This window comes from Candidatus Eisenbacteria bacterium, from assembly GCA_005893275.1.
In the GTDB taxonomy this organism is placed as follows: Bacteria; Eisenbacteria; RBG-16-71-46; order SZUA-252; family SZUA-252; genus WS-7.
Genome location: VBOW01000014.1, coordinates 77,307 through 95,592, shown reverse-complemented (window position 1 = coordinate 95,592; position 18,286 = coordinate 77,307). Strand labels below are relative to the sequence as shown.

14 protein-coding genes are annotated in these 18,286 nt (G+C 67.8%); 10 read left to right on the top strand and 4 right to left on the bottom strand.

The window, feature by feature from the left end; translation table 11 throughout:
* Positions 1-2: 2 nt before the first annotated feature.
* Genes nuoL through E6K76_01950 form a run of 3 tightly spaced genes read left to right on the top strand, consistent with a single transcriptional unit; the run spans position 3 to position 4,947 of the window.
* Positions 3-1,925: an NADH-quinone oxidoreductase subunit L gene (nuoL, locus tag E6K76_01960; GenBank protein TMQ60425.1), complete on the top strand. Its 1,923-nt coding sequence runs from the start codon at positions 3-5 to the stop codon at positions 1,923-1,925.
* Positions 1,922-3,490 carry an NADH-quinone oxidoreductase subunit M gene (locus E6K76_01955; GenBank protein TMQ60424.1) on the top strand — a complete coding sequence of 523 codons (1,569 nt, stop codon included), beginning with the start codon at positions 1,922-1,924 and terminating at the stop codon, positions 3,488-3,490. The genes nuoL and E6K76_01955 overlap by 4 nt, the downstream gene beginning before the upstream one ends.
* 29 nt (positions 3,491-3,519) lie before the next feature.
* The gene (locus tag E6K76_01950) at positions 3,520-4,947 is read left to right on the top strand and encodes an NADH-quinone oxidoreductase subunit N (protein TMQ60486.1); all 1,428 of its coding nucleotides are present in this window, start codon (positions 3,520-3,522) and stop codon (positions 4,945-4,947) included.
* A 42-nt stretch (positions 4,948-4,989) separates the two neighbouring features.
* Here the strand turns inward: E6K76_01950 and E6K76_01945 are convergent, their stop codons facing one another.
* From E6K76_01945 to E6K76_01930, 4 genes are read right to left on the bottom strand one after another with little or no spacing between them, the layout of a single operon-like run.
* A complete protein-coding gene (locus E6K76_01945; protein ID TMQ60423.1) occupies positions 4,990-6,189 on the bottom strand; it encodes a pyridoxal phosphate-dependent aminotransferase in 1,200 nt (399 codons plus the stop codon).
* A complete protein-coding gene (locus E6K76_01940; protein ID TMQ60422.1) occupies positions 6,186-7,211 on the bottom strand; it encodes a M42 family metallopeptidase in 1,026 nt (341 codons plus the stop codon). Before E6K76_01940 ends, E6K76_01945 begins: the two co-directional genes overlap by 4 nt.
* Entirely contained in the window at positions 7,202-8,320 is a 1,119-nt protein-coding gene (locus E6K76_01935) for a M42 family metallopeptidase (GenBank protein ID TMQ60421.1), read from the bottom strand. Before E6K76_01935 ends, E6K76_01940 begins: the two co-directional genes overlap by 10 nt.
* Positions 8,293-9,372 (bottom strand): M42 family metallopeptidase, encoded by a 1,080-nt coding sequence (locus E6K76_01930; protein ID TMQ60420.1) that lies wholly within the window; start codon positions 9,370-9,372, stop codon positions 8,293-8,295. The genes E6K76_01935 and E6K76_01930 overlap by 28 nt, the downstream gene beginning before the upstream one ends.
* 57 nt (positions 9,373-9,429) lie before the next feature.
* On the opposite strand from E6K76_01930, the gene E6K76_01925 reads away from it, so the two are divergent.
* From E6K76_01925 to E6K76_01895, 7 genes are all read left to right on the top strand, one after another.
* A complete protein-coding gene (locus tag E6K76_01925) occupies positions 9,430-10,467 on the top strand; it encodes a glycosyltransferase family 4 protein (protein ID TMQ60419.1) in 1,038 nt (345 codons plus the stop codon).
* On the top strand, positions 10,436-10,816 hold the full coding sequence (locus E6K76_01920; GenBank protein ID TMQ60418.1) for a divalent-cation tolerance protein CutA: 381 nt from the start codon (positions 10,436-10,438) through the stop codon (positions 10,814-10,816). Before E6K76_01925 ends, E6K76_01920 begins: the two co-directional genes overlap by 32 nt.
* Complete coding sequence (locus tag E6K76_01915) at positions 10,786-12,423, top strand: amidohydrolase (GenBank protein ID TMQ60417.1); 1,638 nt, start codon at positions 10,786-10,788, stop codon at positions 12,421-12,423. Before E6K76_01920 ends, E6K76_01915 begins: the two co-directional genes overlap by 31 nt.
* 60 nt (positions 12,424-12,483) lie before the next feature.
* Positions 12,484-15,345 (top strand): hypothetical protein, encoded by a 2,862-nt coding sequence (locus E6K76_01910; GenBank protein TMQ60416.1) that lies wholly within the window; start codon positions 12,484-12,486, stop codon positions 15,343-15,345.
* Positions 15,346-15,556: 211 nt separating this feature from the next.
* Entirely contained in the window at positions 15,557-16,213 is a 657-nt protein-coding gene (locus E6K76_01905) for a hypothetical protein (GenBank protein TMQ60415.1), read from the top strand.
* Between the two features lie 8 nt (positions 16,214-16,221).
* Positions 16,222-17,487 (top strand): hypothetical protein, encoded by a 1,266-nt coding sequence (locus tag E6K76_01900; GenBank protein ID TMQ60414.1) that lies wholly within the window; start codon positions 16,222-16,224, stop codon positions 17,485-17,487.
* 229 nt (positions 17,488-17,716) lie between these two features.
* Positions 17,717-18,211, top strand: coding sequence for a hypothetical protein (locus E6K76_01895; protein TMQ60413.1), 495 nt, complete (start codon positions 17,717-17,719; stop codon positions 18,209-18,211).
* The last annotated feature ends 75 nt before the right edge of the window (positions 18,212-18,286 follow it).

Here is an 18,286-nt window from a genome sequence, read left to right as displayed (position 1 = left end):
GCGTGGGACTGACCCTCCTCTGGCTCGTGCCGCTCTTCCCGCTCCTGGGCGCCATCCTGAACGGGGTGTCCGCCGGGAAGCTGCCGCGGAAGGCGGTGAGCGCGATCGGAGTCGGCTCGGTGGGGCTTTCGTTCGCGATCGCGATCGCGTGCTTCAGCGAGCTGCTCGCGCTTCCGCCCGAAGCGCGCCGCGTGACGCAGGGGCTCTTCACCTGGGTCCAATCGGGAGACTTCCACGCCGAGGTTCGGTACGCGCTGGATCCCCTCGGCGCCGTGATGATGCTCGTCGTGACCGGCGTCGGCTTCCTGATCCACGTCTACTCGACCGGTTACATGGGCCACGAGCAGGCGTACGGCCGGTATTTCTCGTACCTGAATCTCTTCACGTTCTCGATGCTCACGCTGGTCCTCGCGGACAACTTCCTCCTCATGTTCCTGGGGTGGGAGGCTGTGGGGCTCTGCTCCTATCTCTTGATCGGGTTCTGGTACCAGCGGCCCGCGGCCGCCGAAGCGGGGAAGAAGGCCTTCATCGTGAACCGCATCGGCGACTGGGGATTCCTGCTCGGGATCTTCCTGATTTTCGTCACCTTCGGCACCGTCGATTTCGCGACCGTGTTCGCGCAGGCGCCGCAGCGGCTCGCGATGGGGAGCGCGCTCGCGACCACGATCGCGCTGCTTCTGTTCCTCGGCGCGACCGGGAAGAGCGCGCAGCTTCCGCTCTACGTCTGGCTGCCCGACGCGATGGAGGGGCCGACTCCGGTAAGCGCGCTCATCCACGCCGCTACCATGGTGACCGCGGGCGTCTACATGGTGGCCCGCTGCCACATCCTCTACCTGCTTTCCCCGGTGGCGCTCCAGACGGTCGCGATCGTGGGGGCCCTGACCGCGCTCTTTGCGGCCACGATCGGCCTCGTGCAAAACGACATCAAGCGGGTGCTCGCCTACTCGACGATCAGCCAGCTCGGCTACATGTTCCTGGGCTGCGGGGTGGGCGCGTTCGCTTCGGGGATCTTCCATCTGATGACCCACGCCTTCTTCAAGGCGCTCCTGTTCCTCGGCGCCGGAAGCGTGATCCACGCGCTTTCGGGGGAGCAGAATCTCTGGAGGATGGGCGGGCTCCGGCGCCACCTTCGGCGGACCCACATCACGTTCCTGATCGGCACGCTGGCGATAGCGGGCGTGTTCCCGTTGGCGGGCTTCTTCAGCAAGGACGAGATCCTGTATCAGACCTGGCTCCGCGGGGGACCCTTGCTCTGGTGCGCGGGCGTGGTCGGCGCCTTTCTGACCGCGTTCTACATGTTCAGGCTCTATTTCCTCACCTTCCACGGTCCCTCGCGCGTGCCCGAGGGGGCGAAGCAGCACCTTCACGAATCCCCGAACAGCATGACGATCCCGCTCATGCTTCTCGCGGTCTTGAGCGCGATCGGTGGGTTCGTGCAGGTTCCGCTCCTGGCCGGCGGGCAGCGGCTCGACAGGTTCTTGGAGCCGGTCTTCGCCGACGCGGCGGATCTCACACCGGCGGCGCACGCGGCCAACGCGGCGGGAGCCGAGGCCGGTCTCATGGCCATCTCGCTCGCGGTCGCCTTGGTGGGGATCTTCGTTGCGTACAAGTTCTACGTTGCCGACCCGGACCTCCCGCGGCGGCTCGCGGAGCAGATGAGGGGAGCCTACCGGCTCGTCTTCAACAAGTACTGGGTGGACGAGATGGTTGACTCCTGGGTGGTACAGCCCCTCTACCGTGGCTCGGTGCGGCTCTGGGAGCGGTTCGACGCCGCGGTGATCGACGGGGCGGTGAACGGAGTGGGCCGGCAGATCGAGCGCGGCGCGGGCCTCTTGAGGCTCGCCCAGGTCGGCTACGTGCAGGTCTACGCGCTCATCCTCACGCTCGGGGCGGTGGTCGTGATCGGCTACCTGGCGCTCCGATGACCCTCACGATTCTGGGCGTGCCGATTCTCACGTTCCTGACGTTTTTCCCGACCGTGGGGGCGCTCCTCATCTTGCTGCTGCCATCCTCCAAGCCCCGAACGGTGCGCGTGACGGCGTTCCTCGTGTCGCTCTTCACGTTCGCCGCGTCGATACCGCTCTTCACCTTGTTCGATTCCACCCAACGCGGCATGCAGTTCACGGAGCAGTCGGCGTGGGTGCCTGATTTGGGGATCACCTACCACATGGGCCTGGACGGGATCAGTATGCTCCTGATCCTGCTCACGACCCTGCTCACGGCGGTATCCATCCTCGCCTCCTTCTCGGCGATCACGACGCGCGTGAAGGCCTACATGGTGACCTTCCTGCTCCTCGAGACCGGGATGATCGGCGTCTTCGTGTCGCTCGATCTCTTTCTCTTCTACATTTTCTGGGAAGTGATGCTCATCCCGATGTACCTCCTCATCGGGGTCTGGGGCGGTCCCCGGCGCGTCTACGCCGCGGTGAAGTTCATCCTGTACACCGTCGCGGGGAGCCTCGTCATGCTGGTCGGCATCCTCAAACTCTACGTCGCCCACCATGCCACGACGGGCGTCTACACGTTCGATCTGCTCCAGCTCTACGACACGGCTCTCGATCCTGGCACGCAGCTCTGGCTCTTCGGCGCCTTCGCCCTCGCCTTCGCGATCAAGGTTCCGATGTTTCCGTTCCATACGTGGCTCCCCGACGCCCATGTCGAGGCGCCCACTGCGGGAAGCGTGATCCTGGCGGGCGTGCTGCTCAAAATGGGGGTGTACGGATTCCTGCGATTCGCGGTGCCGCTCTTCCCGGAGGCGGCGATGACCTACACGCCCTGGATCATTGGGCTGGCGCTGATCGGGATCATCTACGGAGCTTTGGTCGCGATGGTCCAGCGCGACGTGAAAAAGCTGGTGGCCTATTCCTCCGTGAGCCACCTGGGGTTCGTCATGCTGGGGCTCTTCGTATGGAACGTGCAGGGCCTCTCCGGCGGAATCCTCCAGTCGATCAACCACGGGCTCTCGACGGGCGCCCTCTTCTTGGCGGTGGGGATCCTCTACGAGCGCCGCCACACGCGCGAGATCGCCGATTTCGGCGGGCTGTCCGAGACGTTGCCATGGTTCGCGGCGCTGTTCATGATCGTTTGTTTGTCCAGCATCGGCCTGCCGGGCCTGAACGGATTCATCGGGGAATTCCTGGTGCTCCTGGGCGCCTTCCGCGCGTGGCCGCTCGTGAGCGCGATCGCCGCCGTCGGGGTCATCCTCGCGGCGGTCTACCTGCTCTGGATGTACCAACGCGTGATGTTCGGGCCGATCACCCACGAGAAAAATCGCGGGCTGCCCGACCTCACGAAGCGCGAGTTCTGGACCCTCGCCCCGGTGATTCTCCTCATCATCTGGATCGGCGTGTATCCCAACCCGTTCCTTCGCAGGCTCGACGTCTCGGTCTCGGAGCTTCTGGGACGCGTCCGCACGCATACCTTGTCGCTGAAGGCGCCGCCCGCGTCGCCCTCGATGGCCGTCCCGGCGAGCGCCGAGGGGGCCAAGTGAACCTGCTCCCGATCTCGACCCCGCTGGGCATGATCGAGCCGCTCCTCATCGTGTGCGGCGTCGGATTCGCGATCCTGCTTCTCGATCTCGTGCTGCCGCACTCGAAGAAACACTGGACCGGGACCATCGCCCTGGCGGGCGTGGCGTGGGCGTTCGTACGCGCGGTGGGGCAGTGGGGCCTGGAGCAGAGGGGCTACGCCGACATGGTGGTGCTGGACGACCTCGCGACCCTGTTCAACCTTCTTTTCCTCGCGAGCACCTTCGTGACCATCCTCCTCTCGGAACCCTTCCTCCGGTCGGAAACGGTGGAGCAGCCCGAGTACTACGCGCTCCTTCTCTTCTGCACGGCGGGGATGATGCTCCTCGCATCCGCGCTCGATCTGATCACGCTCTTCCTGGGGATCGAGGTGCTCTCGATCTCCCTCTACGTCCTGGCGGGCTACCGCCGGGGCTCGGATGCCTCGAACGAAGCCGCGATGAAGTATTTCCTCCTGGGCGCCTTCGCCTCCGCGATTCTGCTCTATGGTATCGCGCTCACCTACGGCGCGACCGCGACCACGAACCTGAGCAAGATCGCCGAGGCGCTCACGACGGCCGAGGCTGCGTTCCCGGCGGGGCTGCTCCTCGCCGGGATGGCGATGATCCTCATTGGATTCGCGTTCAAGGTGGCCCTCGTGCCGTTTCACATGTGGACGCCCGACGTGTACGAGGGCGCGCCCACTCCGATCACGGCGTTCATGTCGGCCGGCCCCAAGGCGGCAGCCTTCGCGGCGTTCCTCCGCACGTTCTTCGTCGCGTTCGGGCCGATCCACGGCGACTGGAACATGCTCCTCTCGGTGATCGCCGCGCTCACGATGACCGTGGGGAACGTGGCGGCGATCGCGCAGACGAACGTGAAGCGGATGCTTGCCTACTCGAGCATCGCTCACTCGGGCTATGTCCTGATCGGGCTGGTGGCGGGGGGAAACGCCGGGGGAACCGGCGCGATCTTCTATCTGCTCGCGTACACGGCCATGAATCTGGGCGCCTTCGCGGTCGTGATCCTCCTCGAGCACAGAGGCGTCGGCGGAGACGAGCTTCGCGACTACGCGGGACTCGGGTTCCGTTATCCCCTCATCGGCGCGACGCTCTCGCTCTTCATGATTTCTTTGTCTGGAATACCGCCCACGGTGGGGTTCGTGGGGAAGCTCTATCTCTTCGGCGCGGCCGTCCAGACGGGCCACATTCCGCTCGCCGTGATCGGCGTGCTGAACAGCGCGGTGTCGGTGTTCTATTACCTGCGCCTGCTCGTGCTGATGTACATGCGGGAGCCCGGGGAAGTGCTGCCCCCGATCCGGGTGCCAGCGGCCATCGGCGCCGCCCTCCTCGCGACGTCGGTCGCGACGCTCGGTGTGGGGATTTTCCCCGGGGGGTGGATGGAAGCCGCCCGCCAGGGCGTGCGGGCGCTGTTCAGTTAGGCCCGGATCCCGGTCTGCGCGGCTCCTCCGCCATTCCGCGCCCTACCGCGCCACCTTCACCGGGTAGGCCTCGAGCGCGCCCTTCAGGATGTCCATCGACTTGCGGAGCGCGTCGCATTCGAGCACGTAGGCGAAGCGGATCTCGTTCTTCCCGCGACCCGGCGTGGCGTAAAAACCGTCCCCCGGCGCGACCATGACCGTCGCGTTGTCCTGCTTGTATTCCTTGAGCATCCAGATCACGAACTCTTCCGCGTCCGTGACCGGCAGCTCGGCCATGAGGTAGAACGCCCCCTCCGGTTTTCGCGCGAACGCGCCCGCGATCCCGGCCAGGCCGTCGAGAACGAGATCGCGCCGTTTCCGATACTCGGCGACGACGCCCTGCGTGTACGAGGCGGGCACCTTGTCGATCACCGCGGCCGCCCATTGGCCCAAGGTGGGCGGGCTCAGCCGCGCCTGGGCGAACTTGAGCGCGGCCTCGCGCACCGCCGGGTTCTTCGAGACCAAGGTTCCCACCCGGGCGCCGCACATGTTGAGCCGCTTCGAGATCGAATCCACGAGGACCACCCGCTCCGCCACGGCGGGCCGCGTCATCGGGCTCTCGTGCTTCATGCCGTCGTAGATGAACTCGCGATAGGCCTCGTCGGTGATGATCCAGAGATCGCGGCGCTTCGCGAGATCGCAGATCGCGTCCACTTCGGCCGCGGTGTAGGCCGTCCCGGTCGGGTTCGAGGGCGCGCAAAGAAGAATCCCCTTCGTGCGGGGGCCGGCCGCCCGCTCGATCGCCTCGATCGGCGGGAGGTGGTACCCGGTCCTCCCGTCGCAGGGGATCGGCTTCACGTCGACCCCTGCCAGGAGGGCCATCGTGGCGTAGTTCGTGTAGAAGGGCTCGAAGAGGATTACCTCGTCGCCCGGGTTGAAGAGCGCCCAGAACGCGAACTGGAGCGCCTCGCTTCCGCCGACCGTGGTGATCATCTCCTTCGGTGCGACCTCGAGGCCGTGCTGCGCGTAGTAGCGCGACATCGCCTCCACGAATTCGGGAATTCCGCCCGAGGGGCTGTACGGCACGTATTTCCCCGGGTAGGTCCTGAGCCGCTCCATCACGATCTCGGGGGTCGGGATGTCGGGCTGGCCGATGTTCAGGTAATAGACCTTCCTGCCGCTCCTCACCGCCTGATCGGCGTAGGGGGCCAAGCGTCGGATCGGGGATGCCTGGGCCTTGGTGCCTCGGGTCGAGACGTTCATCGGGAACCTTTCTCTCCGGTGTAGGGGGTCGTCACGATCCCTCGCAGGAGCTTGACGGTCTCTTCGAGATCCGACGCGTGGATCAGGACGCGCGGGCCGCCGGGCCTTCGCGCCGGGATCGCGACGAGCGCGGTCGGCACTCCCGACCTCGAGGCGCGCACCGCGCGCGCGTCGCTCCCGCCCGATTCGCGGATGAGCCACTGGTGCGGTACCCGCGCAGTCTTCGCAGCGCGCTTCACCAGGGCGAGCGCCGCCGGGTGGGGGAGATACCCTTCCTCTTTGAGCCCGAGGCACGGCCCCTTCCCGAGCGCGATGTCACCCGGTCCCCTCGATTCTCCCACGAAGGCCACGTCCAGGACCACCGCCACGTCGGGGTCGATCCCGAAGGCGCTCGTCGCCGCGCCGCGCGCGCCGAGATCCGACTGGGCGCTGAAGACAACGTGGAGGTCGCTCCGAATCCCACGCGTGCCCCGGACCGCCGCGAGAATCGCGGCGCACCCCGCGCGGTTATCCAGATTGCCGCCGTGCCAGAGCTCGCCCAGCCGCTCCGCCCGGTCGAGCAGCGCGCCCACCGCGCCGACCTCGATGCGTTTCGGCGCTTGCCGCTGGCGCAGGCCCGTTTCCAAGTAAAGCGCCTCGGGCTCGATCTCGCGCGTCTCCTTCGGGTCCTTGGGGCGGTCCCAGCCGACCACGCCGCGGGCGGTGCCGTCCAGCGTCACCGTGGCGCCGACCCAATCCACCGCGGAGGTCTGGCCCAAGATGGACACCCGCGCGAGCCCAGAGGGGTCCACGCGCGTGACGATCAGCCCGGGCGCGTCCATGTGGGCCGTCAGGAGGAGCCGCGGCCCTTTGCCCGCGATATGAAGGTGCACATTTCCAAGCGCGTCCTCGCGCACCAACCCCGCGCCCTTGAGAGCGCGCTTCAATGCGGCGCGGATTCCCGTCTCGCGCCCCGGCGGGCCGTACGCCTCGCTCAATGCCGGGAGCAGCGAATCGAGATGGGAGGATCGGCTCACGGCCATTCCTTTCTCAGGGTCTCGAGGGTGTGCCAGATCAAGGTGACGGCCCGTTGCGCGTCGCGCACGTCGAGATAGGCCGCGGGCGCGTGGATGTAGCGGCAGACAACCGAGACGACCGCGGACGGGACCCCGGCGCCCGAGATGGCGATGCGGCCCGCGTCGGTGCCGCCCACGCCGGGGCGTTTCCACTGCGTCGGGACGCGGTGCCGCTTCGCGGTTGTCTGGATCGAATCGAGGAGCCGCGCGTGCGCCATGAGCGAGCGATCCTGGATGGTCAGGGCCGGCCCGCGGCCCATGAAGGGATACTGCTCCTCGGGGGGCGAGCCCGGCGCCTCGCCTGAGGCGGTCCCCTCGAGCACGATCGCGAGGTCGGGGCCGACGCGCCGCGCGGCCGCGGCCGCCCCGCGAAGGCCGACCTCCTCCTGGACGCTCCAGACCGCGGTCACAGGCACCGGCGGGCGCCTCTGGATCAGGCTCGCGAGCACGGCGCATCCGGCGCGGTCGTCGAACGCCTTTCCCTTCCGCGTGGTGCCCCACCCCTCGTACGTCGTATCGAAGGCGGCGTATTCACCCACCGAGACCTGTTCCTCCGCTTCCTCGCGCGAGCCGGCGCCGATGTCGAGGTAGAGGTCCTCGGCGAGCGTGACCTTGTCGCGGTCCGCGCGCGGAACGAGATGGGGCGGCAGCGCGCCGATCACCCCGGGCACGGCGCGCGGTCCGATCCGGAACGCTTGGCCGGGCAGAATCCGCGGGTCGATCCCGCCGACGCGCCGGAACCGGAGCCGGCCCTCCTTCTCCACCGCGGTCACCATGAGGCCGACCTCGTCCATGTGCGCGCAAAGCATCACGTGCGGACCCCGGCCCGCGCGCCGCGCGCCGCGGGGCTTTCCCGCGCCCCGGGGGCGACTCGCCGGCTCGATTCGCGCGACGAGGCTTCCCATCGGGTCGACCTCCAGGGAATCGACGCGCTCGCGCGCGACCTCGGTGAGGATCGCGCGGACAGCCTCCTCGCCTCCGCTCACGCCGGGGGCGTTCGAGATCGCCTCGAGAATTCCTTCCTGGAAGCGGGGCGCTCCGTTGCCGTTCACTTCAGCACCTCGAGCGCCCGCCATCCGGGGGAGAGATCGGAGAGGTACCGGGCGAGAAGATGCGCGCAGCGATCCACGTCGCGCGGCTCCACGGTCTCGACGCCGGTATGCATGTAGCGGCACGGGATCCCGACGACCGCGGTCGGGACGCCCTCGCTCGCGATCTGGATGTCCATCGCGTCGGTTCCCGACCCGGTGGGGCACGGCTCGATCCGGTGCGGCATCGCGAGCGCTTTCGCGGAGCGCTTGAGCCCGTCGAGAATCATCGGGTGGATGTTCCCGCCGATCGCGAGGGCGGGTCCGCTGCCCAGGGGAACCGTGTCCCCCTCGCGCGCGCCGGGCATGTCGCCATGGCTCACGTCGATCGCGATGCCCAGATCGGGCGCGAGACGCTCCGCGGCGGTGCGCGCGCCGAGGCACACGACGCCGAACTCCTCCTCCACCGTGGCCACCGCGACCACGTCCCACGCGGGACGCTTGGCGCGCAGAAGCTCGAGCGTGCGGAGCATCACGACCACGCCGGCCCGGTCATCCATCCCGGGCGCGGCCATGCGATCCCTCAGAAGCTCGATCGGGGGCTGGCGCAGCGTCACCATGGTTCCGATCGGGACCTTGCGCCGCACGTCGCGCTCGGGGCGCCCGCAGTCCAGGTAGAGATCCTCGAGCTGGATCGGCCGATCGGCCTCGCCGGGCTTCTGCAGATGCGGCGGGCGCGTTCCGAAGACCGCGATCATCGGCGGGTTCGAATGAACGACCACTTCCTTGCCCGGCAGGGTGCGCGAGTCGAACCCGCCGACCTCGCTCACCCTGAGGAACCCGCCCGGCTCGATCGCGCGGACGAGGAAGCCGATCTTGTCCATGTGCGCCGCGAGGAGCGCCCTGGGGCGGGGCGGCACGCCCACGCCCTCGATCCAGGCATACACGCTCCCCATGCGGTCACGCTCCACGCGATCCGCGACCGTGCGGAATGCTTTCATCAACTCGCGCGCGGCCGCCGCCTCTTGGCCCGGAACGCCCGGAAGCGAGGAGACGAAGCTCAGCCACTCGGCGCACGTGCGTTTGCCGTTCGGAGCCATAGCATTCCAATTTAGTGCACCCGGTCGGCGGAGGGCAAATGTAAACTCCGCGCTCCGATGAACCCGCTCCACATGGCGTTGGCGCTCCCGCACCTGGGTGTCTACGGGGGCATCCGCCGTTTCCTCGAGCTGGGGGAGATCTGGATCCGACGCGGTCACGACGTCGCGATCCTGATCCCGGAGGGCGTATCCGGGCAACCGTGGGTTCCGTTTTCGGGGGCGATCCTTCCTTTGTCCGAGCTCCCGTTCGGCGCGTGGGACGTCCTGCTGTCGCCCGATCCGGAGCTGTTCGTCGCCTCCCGCGCCCCGGGCGCGCTTCGCGTCTTTTACTCGGTGCTGGAGCGCGCGCCGTTCGAGGAGCGCGCCCTCCGATCCGCAGACCTTGTGCTCGCGAACTCGGCGGGCATGCGGCGCTATCTCGCGCGAAGGGGAGTCCGTGCGGAAGACGCGTCCGGCGGAGTGAACGTGGGCTTCTTTCGCCCGCCCGAGGGGGGTCGCCGCGCCGCCCGAACCGGCGAACCGGCGCACGTCCTCGTATACGGGCGCGTCTCACGAAGGCGAAAGGGAACGTGGGCCGCCGCGCGCGCCGTCGAGCGGGCTTCGGCCGCCGCCGGCGTGCCGGTCACGCTGACGCTCTTCGACGCCCCGCCGGACGGGGCGGAGAGGCCCTCGCTTCCGCGACCGCTCCGCATCGCGCATCGGTGGGTGCTGAACCCCAGCCAACGGGAGCTGGCGGATCTCTATGGCGGGGCGGATCTATTCGTGAGCGCGGAGCGGCGCGCGGGGTGGTGCAACACGGCAGCCGAGGCGATGGCGTGCGGGGCCGCGCTCGTCTGCACCCGGAGCGGAACGGAGGACTTCGCCGTCGACGGCGTTACCGCGAGCGTGGTTCGCTGGAGATGGAGCTGGGCCCTGGCCCGCGCCGTCGGCGCGCTCCTGCGCGACCCCGACCGGCGCTTGGCGCTCGCCGCGCGCGGGCGATCGAAAATTCAGGAATTTTCATGGGAGCGCACGGCGGATCGGATCGAGCGCGCCCTCGAAGAGAGTCTGGGAGGCCGATCGCATGCCCAAGGCGCGGCGCGCGCGAGCCGCTAGACCCGGGACGGCTCCCTCCCGGCGCGTCCCGCGCGCCGTGTTGATCCTCGTGGCCTACCCCCGCCGCGCCGCGGCGGAGCGCGCCGCCCGACTCCTGGTCCGAGGCCGCGTGCTCGCCTGCGCCACGGTGAGCGCCCCGGCGCGCGCGTTCTATTTCTGGGAGGGCCGCGAAGTCGCCGAAGCGGGCGCGCTTCTCTATGGGAAGACCACAGCCTCCCGCGCGAGGGATGCGGTCCGGTTGATCCGCGAGTCCCACCCGGATCGGGTCCCGGAAATTCTCGTTCTCAAGATCGCGGCGGGGGAGCCGAGCTATCTGGCCTGGGTGGCGGATCAGGTGGCTCGTCGGTGAAAAGGCCGGCGCGCAGGGCCGAAGCGGGGTGGCTTTTCCACGGCGGGCGCATCCTCGACGCGCGCCGGGCCGGAGCGCGGGTCCGCGATCGATACCGCGAGGCGGTGCTCGTTCGCGGGGACCGGATCGAAGCCGTGGGGCCGCTCGAGTCGCTGCGGCGCGGGGCGGGCCGCGATGTGCGTGCCGTGAACCTGCGCGGTGGAACCCTCACGCCGGGATTCGTCGATTCCCATATCCACCTCCTGACCTGGATCCGAGCCTTGAGCGACGCATGGCTGGCCGAGCAGTCGCCCGAGGGTCTGGCCCGCGCGGTCCGCATCGCGCAGGAGCGGGCAGCGGAGGGGGAGTGGGTCACGATCAGAGGCTGGGTCCCGCGCGAGTGGCCACGCGAGCTGAAGCGCCTGGCGATTCTGGACCGCTCGCTCCCCTCGCGCCCGCTCATCCTGTACGCGGCCGACGGGCACTCCGTGTGGGCGAACGGCGCGGCGCTCCGGGCCGCCGGCATCGGCCCAGGCACCACGACTCCTTCCGGAGGGGCCGTCGATCGAGACCCGACAGGGGATCTCACCGGAATCCTGATCGAGCAGGCGGTGTCCCTGATCAGCCCCTTCGTAAAGCGCCAACGCGATCCGGCCGAGGAGCTCGGGCGCGCGATCCGCAAGGCGCATTCGCTCGGAATCACGGGCGCGCACGACTTCGACCGCACGGACATCTGGAGCGCGGCGCAGCGGCTCAGCGAACGGGACCAGCTCCCGTTCCGGCTCCTCGTCTCGGTCCCCGCCGCGAAGCTCGAATGCGCCGAACAACTCGAGCTGCGCAGCGGGTGGGGAAACGACCGCCTGCGGATCGGTCCGGTGAAGTTTTTCGCCGACGGGACGCTCGGATCGGGAACCGCTTTGCTCGAGGAAGAGTACGACGATAATACGGGCACGGGGACCGAAGTCATCTCACCCGCCGAGCTCGCGGATCGGTGCACACGCGCCCGGAAGGCCGGCCTCACCGTCGCGATCCACGCGATCGGAGACCGGGCGGTGCGGAACGCGCTCGACGCGATCGAAGCCTCGATTCAAGGCGGCGGCTTTCCGCTCCCGCCCCGGATCGAACATGTTCAACTCGCACGGGAAGAGGATATTCCCCGGTTCAAGGGACTTGGCGTTCTCGCATCGGTTCAGCCCATCCATCAGGTCACCGACCGCAAGGTCGCCGCGCGCAAATGGGGCGCCCGCACGAGCCGCTCCTACGCGTGGAGGACGCTGTCCCGCGCGGGCGCGCGGCTTCTCTTCGGGTCCGACGCTCCCTACGATCGCGCCGGACCGCTCCTCGCCCTACAGGCGGCGCTGCTCCGCCGGAGGGGCGGTGAGCCGGAATCCGAAGCGTTTCACCCCGAGCAGAGGATCGGGCTCGGGCGCGCCCTCAAGGCGCATCTCGAGGAGCCCAATCGGATGGCGGGCTGGCGGACGCCGCTCGGGCGGATCGAGCCCGGTTGGGGGGCGGATTTGGTCGTATTCGACCAGGATCTGCTGCGGATGGATCCGCAGAGCCTGCACCGGGCGAAGGTCAGGCGGGTGTGGGTGGCGGGAGAGCCCGTCTACGGTATATCCGTATAATTGCGCGCTCCGGCGGCCGAACCTTCTTGGTCCGGACGCGCGGCGCTGGTATACTACTTGATGCATTCTCCCTCGAGTCGTCTCGCCGGGCGGGTCTTACTCCGAGGCCGCACCCGAATGAAGAAGATTAGGCTCCTCGTCGGTCTCCTCGCGATCGCGTCCACCTCTGCTTTCGCGCCGGCTCTCTCGCACGCCCAGTCCTTCGCGTTCGGGAAGAACAAGGTGCATTACAACTCATTTCAATGGCTGACGCTTCGCGGCGATCACGTGGAGATCTTCTACTATCCGGAGGAAGAGCCGCTTGCCCGCGTGGCGCTCACGCTCGCGGAAGAGAGCTATCAAGATCTGAAAGGCAAGTTCCAGCACGAGGTCTCGCGCTCGATCCCGCTCATCGTCTACTCCTCGCACCAGCATTTCGAGCAGACGAACGTGAGCCCGTACTCCCTTCCCGAGGGCGTGCAGGGGTTCACCGAGTTTTCGAAGGGTCGCGTCGTGCTCCCCTACACGGGATCCTTCGCCGAATTTCGCCATGTGATCCATCACGAGCTGGTGCACGTCTTCCAGCTCTCCATCTTGGAGGAGGTGTACAAGAAGCACCGCAAGGCCTCCTATGTCGTGCCACCGCTTTGGTTCTCCGAGGGGCTCGCGGAGTACTGGTCCACCTCGTGGGACTCGCAGGGAACCATGGTGGTGGGCGACATGGTCCTCGAGGATCGCCTTCCGGGCATCCAGGACCTGTGGCGGTACAACGGGACGTTCGCGGTCTACAAGCTCGGGCAGAGCCTCTGCCAGTACATCGGCGAGACCTACGGGGATGACGCGCTGAGGCGTCTCTACACGGAAATCTACAAGGACGACCGTTTCGAGAAGCTGCTCCAACGCGTGACGGGGGTCCCGACGCGCCGGCTCTCCGACGATTGGATCTACCGTCTGAAGCGGCAGTATTTTCCCGAGGTGAAGGACCGGATGACGCTCGCGCTGGCGGGGGAGGAACGCGCCGGCTCGCAGGGAGTGAATCTGAAACCGGTCGCGGTCCCTGATTCGACGCTCTTCGGCGGATGCCGTTACTTCTTCATCTCCGCGCGCAGCGGCTACACGAACATCTACAGCGCATCGTGGCGCGGGCGCGAGCAGGACGTTCGCTCGGTGGTGCGCGGGCAGCGCGCGGCGCAATTCGAATCGTTCCATCCCTTCCAAAGCCGCATCGATGTTTCCCGCAAGGGGGAGCTGGCGTTCGTCTCGAAGTGGAACGAGCGGGACGCGCTCTTCGTCTACGACGTGACGGCCAAGAAGGTTCTTGTCCGCGAGTATCTCGATGACCTGATCGCCCTCTCGTCGCCGGCTTGGAATCGGGAGGGAACGAAGATCGCCGTTGCCGGGCTCAAGCCTTCGGGGCAGATGGACCTCTACGTGTTCGACCGCACGACGAAGGTGCTGAGCCGGCTCACCAACGACTTCTACACCGACCTCGATCCGACGTGGTCGCCCGACGGAAAGCAGATCGCGTTCAGCTCGGACCGGACGCGGTTCGGCGCCGACGGCCACCAGAATCTTTTCCTCATCGATACGGAGACCCTTGCGATCCGCTACCTCACGTGCGGCGCGTGGACGGATCAAACGCCGGCCTGGTCCCCGGACGGCAGCCGGATCGCATTTGCTTCGGACCGAAGCGGATCGTCGGACCTCTACGCCGTGAACCCCAACGGGGACGGCGGGCGGTTCAAACGGCTGCTTGGTGCGGCCATGGACCCTTCGTGGCTCCCGGACGGCAAGGGAATTCTCTTCACGGGCTACCGTCGCGGCGGCTTCGCCGTGTACCAGATGCCCGTCCCCGATCAGGTGGTGGACTCCTTCTCGCTCGAGACCGTCGACGTGCCGTCGCCATGGCGGTGGGAAGACACGCTCGCGCGTTCGACGCAGCACCCGATGCCTTACGAGCCCCGCTACGGGCTCGACCTCGTCCAGGGCGGGATCGCCGTGGAGCCGACCGAGAACATCGGCGAGGGGCTCCAAGGCGCGGTCAGCGATTTGCTGGGAAACCATCTGTTCTACTTCCAGTTGGGAAACACGGCCCAGTCCACCTCGGAGATCCTCTCCCGGATGAGCGGAGGGGCCTGGTACATCAACCTTCAGCACCGCTGGAACTACGGCCTCGGCGTGTTCCACACGGCGGGGGACTACGAAGACGCGATCGGGGCGCAGTACTTCGAGCGGAAAGCGGGAGCTTCCATCCTCGCGAGCTACCCCTTTTCACGATTCAGCCGCATCGAGGGTACGGCGCAAGCCTATTACGACGAGAAGGTGCGCGACTTCGGAACGTCGCGTCGCGGATTCCTCACGACGCACTCCCTGTCTTTGGTCCGGGACAACGCGCTCTGGTTCTCGACGGGGCCGCGCGACGGCGCCCGGTATAACCTGACCGGCGCGCTCACGACCAACTGGAACAACGGACGGACCGAAAACGTGATGGTGAGCGCGGATCTCAGGCGCTACCTGCGCATGAGCCAGTGGACGACCGTAGCCTTGAGGCTCCAGTCGCGCGTGAGCTCGGGGGCGGATCCGCAGCGATTCGCGATGGGCGGCTCCTACTCCTTGCGCGGGTATGGACGGCGGAGCCTCTACGGGACGCGGATGTACCTGGTCAACGCGGAGTACCGGTTCCCTCTGTTCGACAGGCTGGTCCTCGGGGTTCCGCTCCAATCGCTCGAGCTTCCGGGGATCGAGGGAGCGGTGTTCGCCGACGCGGGGAACGCCTGGGAGAAGTTCGAAAAATTCCCGCGCCCCAAGGGGAGCTTCGGCCTCGGGCTGAGGATGAGCCTGGGCGGCTACTTCGTCTTGCGCTACGATCTGGCCCGACAGACGGATTTTCAGAGGGTCAAGCCGGGTTGGGAGCGCGAATTTTACGTGGGTTTCGACTACTAGGCCCCGATTTGGAGGCGAGGAACGCAAGGCCTGCTACGCGGCGGCTCTGGCCGCCGCGGTCCTTGTCGCATCCCCGTCCCAAGCTCTCGCCGGCTCCTACCTCCAGCGCGAGCTAGCGCCCCCGGATTCTTCGGCCGGGGCCCTTTTCGTCGAGACCGCGCCCCCCGGTCTGCTCATCCTCATCGACGATGTTGAGGCCGGGCGCTCCCCCTTGGGACCGATCTGGCTCCCGGCGAAGACCGTCCGCGTCCGCGCGCTTCCCGACGATCCGCGTCACTTCGACAATGCCTCCGACGCGGCGCAGGCGACGATTCGCCCCGGCGTCACAGCGCGCGTGTTCCTGGATTTGAGACCCCGCGTCATGCTGCGGAGCGCGCCCGAGCCCGCACAGGTATTCCGTTTCGCGGCCGGGGGAGACTCGCTCCTCGGCGAGACGCCGCTCGGAATCGGACCGGCGCTGCTGGAGGGGAATCGATTCCGTTTTCGCGCGCCGGATCACGCGGATACGACGGTCTCGGGAGATTCCCTCCTGGATCTCGGGCGGGCGTCCGGGTCGGCGAGCGTTTCCTTACGACGGGTGGCCCAGACCCTCGCCGCTCCGGCTCGACGGCCGCCGGTTTACCGGCGCCCTTGGCTCCAGTGGAGCCTCGTGGGTGTGGGCGCAGGGCTGACGGGCGCAGCCGCGCTCCTGCGCCGCGAAGGGGACCAGTGGTACGAGCGATACTTGCAGTCCTCGGATCGCCGCCTGCTGGATAGCTACTTCGACCGCGCGGTGCGCTACGACCACCTCTCGCTCGTCGCGCTCGGGGTGGGGCAGGTGTTTTTCACCGGGGGCCTCTTCCTCCTCGTGAGCGGCTCGACGCGGTGAGACCGGGCATGAGACTCTTCCTGACGGTCACCCTTCTCGTCTCCGGCTGCACGACCCGCGAGCGGCTCAACCCGCTCGATCCCAAGAACACGGCGACGCAGGGCGCGCTCACGGGGTTCAACGCCATCGCCGCCGACGGTGTCGTGGAGCTTCGATGGACGGCGCTGGCGGTCCAGGGAGTCTCCGGCTATCGCGTGCAACGCTGGAAGCCCGGGGAAGCGCCCCGGCCGCTGGGCTTCGCCGATTACAACCCCGCCGCGAGCGCGGGGGAAGACAGCTCCGTGGTGAACGACTCGACGTATGTGTATCGCCTGATCGCCCACCTGGCGACCGGAGACAGCGTGGTCAGCCCCCCGGACACGGCCACGCCCGGCGTGAGGCGCGTGTTCGTGCTCGAGGCCGGCGGCCCGGCATTCTCGCGGCTTGCGCCCGATGGGCGGGACCTGCTCTTCGAGCGCCCCGGCGACGAGAGTTACGTCGATCTGGAGCTCGACCGGACACGGGAAGTGATCTGGCTCGCGGCCGAGGCCGCCGGGCTCGTGCTACGGAAGTCGGAGGACGGCGCCACCATCGGCGCGGTCCTTTCGATTGGGGCCCCCGGGGACCTGTCCGTTTCGGAAAGTCGGGGCATCGGTTGGGTCGTGTCTCTCTCGGAGCAACGCGTGGTCTCCTTCGGTCCCAACATCAACGACGCCACGCCCCTGCGCTCGATCGACGCCGTCGGGAACCCGCGGGTTGTCGAGGCGGGCACCCTCGATCCCTCCGTCTGGGTAGGGAACGAGGAGGGTGTTGTCTACCGGTTTCGCGCCCAGGATATCGTCCTCACGCACGCGTGGGGGTTGGGCGCCGGTTCGATCCGCGCGATCGCGCTCGACGAATCGACGGGGGGCGCGTGGGTCGCGACGCGTCAGAGCGACGTGGGAAGTCTCTTCTATCTCAACCCGGCCGACAGCTCCTCGACCCTCGTGCGCACGAATCTCTCGAACGTCGCCGATCTCGCGGTCGATGCATCGAGCGGGGATCTCTGGTTGAGCGAGCGGGGCCCTCCCGGCTTCGGATCAGGCCGGGTGAGCCGCCTCGCGCGCGCGGGCGCGACGCTCGCTGCCGTGAGCGGGGTCGAGCCCTACGGTCTCGAGATCGATCCCGTCGACGGATCGTGCTGGGTCGCCGATCTCCGCTCGGACCGCGTTCTTTGCATCGACCGGTCGGGCGCCATCCTACGGTCGTCTATCCCCCTCCAAACTCCGTACGCCGTGCGGGTCGCCGTTCCCTAGAGGGCGCTCCCGCCCCGTGGCATGGGAGTTGCGGAATCCCCATGCCGGGCCGCGGGTCTAAGGCTCGGATCGCCCGGACCCTGTGGCGGGATCCGCGACCGTGGGAAGCAGATACGGCCGCTCGCGGAACGGTTCGGGCGGGTGGCGGGAAAGTTGCCGCCGGCAGCGTACGCGATCGAGATTGGGTTGTCGGAGATTGCAGTCTGCAATCGTGAGGAGGAGAGACCGGATGCCACGCACGCGCCAGGCGAAGGTCGCAACGTTGGATGGGGTCGAGAACGTCGCACGTCACGTTCCGGGGTATCGCGGATATCTGGAGCCCTCCCAGCGTCGCGAAGATGACAGGCGGTTCCGGGCAAGCGTGGCGGAGCACCTGAACGCGGAGGCGCACAGGCTGGAACGGATCGAGAGCCGGCAGTTTCGTGAGGACTTCTCCGACTTTCTCGAGGAATTGGATGGAAGCGCCCGCAAGCTGGAGTTTCTCGCCGGCGCGATCGTGATCGAGCCCGGGCAGCGCGCGTATACCGACGGCGTCGTGGACCCGGTCGCCGGCATCGACCGTGACATCGTGGAGCATATCGACCGGCTGCATCGGCTCGTTCACGAGCTCGAAAAGGCCTACAAGCACGATGAGCAGTTCGAGATGAACCTCGCCGAGCTTCGCGGCCTCACCGAATCGATCGCCGACCTGATCGAGCAGCGGAACGTCGCGCTGACGCGCTAACTCCCTCGCATCAAAGACCGCACTCCGCGCGCTCCCGGTTGCGACCGGGGAGCCGGCCAGGGTATGATCCCCGTG

Excerpts from the sequence above, each read along its gene's own strand:
- E6K76_01955 (TMQ60424.1), top strand. The coding sequence starts at position 1,922 with ATGACCCTCACGATTCTGGGCGTGCCGATTCTCACGTTCCTGACGTTT.
- E6K76_01950 (TMQ60486.1), top strand. The coding sequence starts at position 3,520 with ATGATCGAGCCGCTCCTCATCGTGTGCGGCGTCGGATTCGCGATCCTG.
- E6K76_01945 (TMQ60423.1), bottom strand. The coding sequence starts at position 6,189 with ATGAACGTCTCGACCCGAGGCACCAAGGCCCAGGCATCCCCGATCCGA.
- E6K76_01940 (TMQ60422.1), bottom strand. The coding sequence starts at position 7,211 with ATGGCCGTGAGCCGATCCTCCCATCTCGATTCGCTGCTCCCGGCATTG.
- E6K76_01935 (TMQ60421.1), bottom strand. The coding sequence starts at position 8,320 with ATGGCGGGCGCTCGAGGTGCTGAAGTGAACGGCAACGGAGCGCCCCGC.
- E6K76_01930 (TMQ60420.1), bottom strand. The coding sequence starts at position 9,372 with ATGGCTCCGAACGGCAAACGCACGTGCGCCGAGTGGCTGAGCTTCGTC.
- E6K76_01925 (TMQ60419.1), top strand. The coding sequence starts at position 9,430 with ATGAACCCGCTCCACATGGCGTTGGCGCTCCCGCACCTGGGTGTCTAC.
- E6K76_01920 (TMQ60418.1), top strand. The coding sequence starts at position 10,436 with ATGCCCAAGGCGCGGCGCGCGCGAGCCGCTAGACCCGGGACGGCTCCC.
- E6K76_01910 (TMQ60416.1), top strand. The coding sequence starts at position 12,484 with ATGCATTCTCCCTCGAGTCGTCTCGCCGGGCGGGTCTTACTCCGAGGC.
- E6K76_01900 (TMQ60414.1), top strand. The coding sequence starts at position 16,222 with ATGAGACTCTTCCTGACGGTCACCCTTCTCGTCTCCGGCTGCACGACC.
- E6K76_01895 (TMQ60413.1), top strand. The coding sequence starts at position 17,717 with ATGCCACGCACGCGCCAGGCGAAGGTCGCAACGTTGGATGGGGTCGAG.